General features: G+C 74.9%; 5 protein-coding genes and 1 pseudogene. 5 read left to right on the top strand and 1 reads right to left on the bottom strand.

The features are described from left to right. Window positions 1-226 (bottom strand): annotated as a pseudogene (locus L7D48_RS26305) (SigE family RNA polymerase sigma factor); the annotation flags it as partial. 203 nt (window positions 227-429) lie between these two features. Here L7D48_RS26305 and afsQ1 point away from each other — a divergent pair. The 5 genes from afsQ1 (at window position 430) to L7D48_RS26280 (ending at window position 4408) form a co-directional block, all read left to right on the top strand. Continuing rightward, the gene (afsQ1, locus tag L7D48_RS26300; RefSeq protein ID WP_206349150.1) at window positions 430-1107 is read left to right on the top strand and encodes a two-component system response regulator AfsQ1; all 678 of its coding nucleotides are present in this window, start codon (window positions 430-432) and stop codon (window positions 1105-1107) included. A gap of 94 nt (window positions 1108-1201) precedes the next feature. Then, complete coding sequence (locus tag L7D48_RS26295) at window positions 1202-2815, top strand: HAMP domain-containing sensor histidine kinase (RefSeq protein WP_237883199.1); 1614 nt, start codon at window positions 1202-1204, stop codon at window positions 2813-2815. Continuing rightward, window positions 2812-3456, top strand: a complete 645-nt coding sequence (locus L7D48_RS26290) for a hypothetical protein (protein WP_237883197.1) — start codon at window positions 2812-2814, stop codon at window positions 3454-3456. Before L7D48_RS26295 ends, L7D48_RS26290 begins: the two co-directional genes overlap by 4 nt. A gap of 107 nt (window positions 3457-3563) precedes the next feature. After that, complete coding sequence (locus tag L7D48_RS26285; RefSeq protein ID WP_237883195.1) at window positions 3564-4118, top strand: VanZ family protein; 555 nt, start codon at window positions 3564-3566, stop codon at window positions 4116-4118. A gap of 86 nt (window positions 4119-4204) precedes the next feature. Further along, window positions 4205-4408 carry a PspC domain-containing protein gene (locus L7D48_RS26280; RefSeq protein WP_101256442.1) on the top strand — a complete coding sequence of 68 codons (204 nt, stop codon included), beginning with the start codon at window positions 4205-4207 and terminating at the stop codon, window positions 4406-4408. Window positions 4409-4508: the final 100 nt, after the last annotated feature.

Below are 4508 nucleotides of genomic sequence, written 5' to 3'. Positions count from 1 at the left end.
CCGCTGCCTCCCCGTGCGCTTCCTCCCCCCGGCTCGCCACGGCCGGCTCGGGCGCGGCCGGCTCGGGCGCGGCGGCGATGTGCGCCGGCCGCCGGCGGCCGGCGCCCCGCTCGCACCCCGAAGCGCCCGCGGCGCCGGATTTCCCCCCGGCCTGCGCCGGAACCACGGGAGTGTGCAGACGCGTGTGGACAACCGCGCTGGTGATGTTGCGGTGCAGTGTGCTCATCTCGCGCCCCCCTTTGTGGAACCGGCCTGTGCGCTCGGTCCGTGCCGAGTACGCCCAATACACTGCCGGGGCAGTTTCATCGCCGGGTCCGCCGTCTGTCACAGGGGTGTCACAGAGGCGGGGAGGGCCGTGACCCGCCCGCGTTCGCGCTCCGTTCACCGGCCGGTCGAAGTACGGGCACCGGATGGGCCAGAATGGCGCGCGTGCCTTTCCTGTTGCTGATCGAGGACGACGAGGCCGTCCGCACCGCCCTGGAGATGGGGCTGACCCGGCAGGGCCACCGCGTGGTGACCGCTGCCTCGGGCGAGGACGGCCTCAAGCTGCTGCGCGAACAGAGGCCCGACCTGATCGTGCTGGACGTCATGCTGCCCGGCATCGACGGTTTCGAGGTGTGCCGCCGCATCCGGCGCACCGACCAGCTGCCGATCATCCTGCTGACCGCGCGCAGCGACGACATCGACGTCGTGGTCGGTCTGGAGTCGGGCGCGGACGACTACGTGGTCAAGCCGGTGCAGGGACGGGTGCTGGACGCCCGCATCCGCGCGGTGATGCGGCGCGGCGAGCGGGAGGCGAACGACTCGGCGGTCTTCGGCGCGCTGGTCATCGACCGCTCGGCGATGACGGTGACCAAGAACGGCAGGGACCTCCAGCTCACCCCGACCGAGCTGCGGCTGCTGCTGGAGCTGAGCCGCCGCCCCGGGCAGGCGCTGTCGCGTCAGCAGCTGCTGCGGCTGGTGTGGGAGCACGACTACCTCGGCGACTCCCGGCTGGTCGACGCGTGCGTCCAGCGGCTGCGCGCCAAGGTCGAGGACGTCCCCTCCTCGCCGACGCTGATCCGCACGGTGCGCGGGGTCGGCTACCGGCTGGACCCCCCGGCGTGACAGGCGCGTACGAGGCCGGCGGGAGCCCGGCGCCGATACCCGCTCCCACGCCCGCGTTCGCGCCCCGGCGCGGCCGGACCCGCCGGGAGGCGCCGTGAGCGGCTCCCTGGGCAGGATCACCGGGTCGCTGCGGCTGACGAGTCTGCGGCTGCGGCTGGTGGTGGTCTTCGCGCTGGTCGCGCTGACCGCCGCGGTGGCCGTCTCCGGCATCGCGTACTGGATCAACCGCGACGCCGTCCTGACCCGGGCGCAGAACGCCGCCCTCAACGACTTCCGCGAATCGCTGGGCGACAGCGCCGGATCCCTTCCCCGCCGGCCGGCCTGCGACGCGCTGCGGGAGACGGCCGGCACCATGGCCAACAGCACCCAGCGGTACGAGGTGGTGCTGGTCGGGGAGCAGGCCGACGGCTCGCGCTGCGAGGCCGTGTCCGATCCGGGGTTCACCCTGGACGACGTGCCCGGGACACTGCGCTCGGCCGTCGCCGAGAAGCGTCCGCTCGACGCCGTCAACAAGGCCCCCTACCACCTGTACTGGCAGCGGATCACGGTGGACGGCGAACCTTATCTGGTGGGCGGTGCGACCGTGATCGGCGGCGGGCCGACGGGCTACATGTTCAAGTCGCTCGCCCCCGAGCGGGACGACCTGAGCTCCCTGGCCTGGTCGCTGGGGATCGCCACCGCGCTGGCCCTGGTCGGCTCCGCCCTGCTGGCGCAGGCCGCCGCCACCACGGTGCTGCGGCCCGTGCAGCGGCTGGGCGAGGCGGCGCGGAGGCTGGGCGAGGGGCGGCTGGACACCCGGCTGAGGGTGTCGGGGAAGGACGAACTGGCCGAATTGTCCAGGACGTTCAACCGCACCGCCGAGGCACTGGAGCACCGGGTGGCCGAACTGAGCGCCCGCGAGGAGTCCAGCCGCCGCTTCGTGGCGGACATGTCGCACGAGCTGCGCACGCCGCTGACCGCGATCACCGCCGTCACCGAGGTCCTGGAGGACGAGATCGACTCGCTCGACCCGATGATCGCGCCCGCGGTCACCCTGGTCGTCAGCGAGACCCGGCGGCTGAACGACCTGGTGGAGAACCTGATGGAGGTCACCCGCTTCGACGCGGGGACGGCCCGCCTGGTGCTCGACGACGTCGACGTCGCGGACCAGGTGACCGCCTGCATCGACGCCCGGGCCTGGCTGGACGCGGTCGAGCTGGACGCCGACCGCGGCATCACCGCGCGGCTCGACCCGCGCCGCCTGGACGTGATCCTGGCCAATCTGATCGGCAACGCCCTCAAGCACGGCGGCTCCCCGGTGCGGGTGTCGGTGCGCACCCGCGAGGCCGCGGCGGAGGGCGCGGGTCCGGACGAGGACGAGCTGGTCATCCGGGTCGCCGACCGCGGCCCCGGCATCCCCGAGGAGGTGCTACCGCACGTCTTCGACCGCTTCTACAAGGCCAGCGCCTCCCGCCCCCGTTCCGAGGGCAGCGGGCTCGGGCTGTCGATCGCCATGGAGAACGCCCACATCCACGGCGGTTCCATCACCGCCGAGAACGCGCCCGAAGGGGGCGCGGTCTTCACCCTGCGGCTGCCGCGCGACGCCAGCCGCCTCGCGCCGGAGCAGGGCCGGGACGCGGACACGGACACCGGCCGGGACACGGGCCGGGAAGCCGGCACCGCCCCGGGCACGGACGGCGGCGGCGCACACCGGGAGGACGGACGATGAGCACCACACGCCGTACGGCCCCCGGCCTCCGCGCGAGCGCCGTCGCCCTGGCCGCGCTCGCGCTCGGCGGATGCGGCATACGCTCCACACCGGTGCCGGTGGACGCCGGCCCGGCGCCGTCGCGGGCCTCGTGCACGGCTCCCGCCGTCGAGGACGAGCGCGACCCGGGCGACGGGGGCGTCCGGGCGGACGTCTTCCTGGTCTGCGGCGGCAACGTCTCGGCGGTGGAGCGCACCGTGGCACCGGGCGGCTCGGAGCCGGGTTCGGAGCCGGGCTCGGAGGCCCGGCTGGAGACGGCCCGCGAGCTGCTGAGGGAGTTGCGCAGGAATCCGTCCCGGGCCGAGCGGGAGGCGGGCTTCGGCAGCTCCGTCCCCGGAGATCTTGAGATCGACGGGCCCGGGGACGGCGACCCCGGGCAGACGCTGCGGCTGAGCCGGGATCCCGGCGGGCTGCCGTCCTTCGCGCTGGCCCAGATCGTCTGCACGTTGACGGGCACGGCCGCCGTCGGCCGGGACGGCTCGGTGGTGCTCGGCGGCCCGGCCCGGGACGGCGGCGGGGAACCTCCGCTGCGCTACTCCTGCACCGACGCCCTGCGCGGCAGCCCCGAGGTGGCGAAGACCGCGGGCACCCCGCTCCCGTAGGGCGCCGGGCGCCGGGCGCCCGCCGTCCCGCGCCCGGCTCCCGCACCGCGCACCGGCGTGTTCGAGAGGGCGGAACCGCGGCGCGCGCCGTGTGCGTCTGTGTCGCCGTGCAGCGCCATCACCCCGGCGGCTCCGCCGCCCACCGCATCCGCGCAGCGGGGCTCGTACTCCTCGGCTGCCACCTGCTGTTCGTCGGCTGGCTGACGCTGCGGCCCCTGTCCGTCCCCTGGGTCTCCCCCGCGAACCTGCGGCCCTTCGCCTCCATCCACGCCGATCTGGCGGACGGCCCGCGGGCGGCCCTGGAGGGCATCGGGGGCGGGCTGGCGCTGCTGGCCCCGCTGGGGGTACTGCTGCCGATGGCGGCGGGCCGGGCGGCGTCGCGGCTGGGCTCGTGGGCGCGTACGGTCTTCGCCGCCGCGATGATCTCGCTCGGCATCGAGCTGGTGCAGCCCGCGGTGCCGGGGCAGGTGGCGGACGTGGACGCGCTGCTGCTCAACGCCACGGGCGTGGCCCTGGTCCATCTGCTGTGCTATCCGGCGCTGCGCGCCCGGCTGCGCGCGGCGGCGCGGCGGGACGGCTCCGGCGCCCGGCGTGCGGGATCCCCCGAGAAGCGGGATCAGGGTGCGCCCCCGAGGACTCCCAGGGTCGGAATCGCACCCTAGAGGGAGGCTTTCGCCCGTAACACTCGCCTACGGTGGATCTGTCCCCGTCGAACGACGGTGTTCCGCCAGAGCGAAGGAGTCCCGCCATGGCCGCAATCGTCCGCCCCAGCGACGACCGGATGATCGCCGGTGTGTGCGCCGGGCTGGCCCGCCGATTCGGGACCACCCCGAACACGATGCGCGCGATCTTCCTGGTCTCCTGCCTGCTGCCGGGGCCGCAGTTCCTGCTCTACATCGCCCTGTGGATCCTGCTGCCGGACGAGCGCAAGGTGCAGCGCACCGGCTGGTGACGCGTCCGCCGGCGCACACCTCGTGCACAGGGGAACGGGCCGCGCACCGGGGGCGGCCCGGTGCGCGGCCCGTGGCGCCTCCCGTGGGTGGGGTGGAGGG

This window comes from Streptomyces sp. ICN903 (assembly GCF_022015835.1).
GTDB lineage: Bacteria > Actinomycetota > Actinomycetes > Streptomycetales > Streptomycetaceae > Streptomyces > Streptomyces fenghuangensis.
Note: the sequence above shows the minus strand (reverse complement) of the source record. Positions and strands in the feature narration are given on the sequence as shown.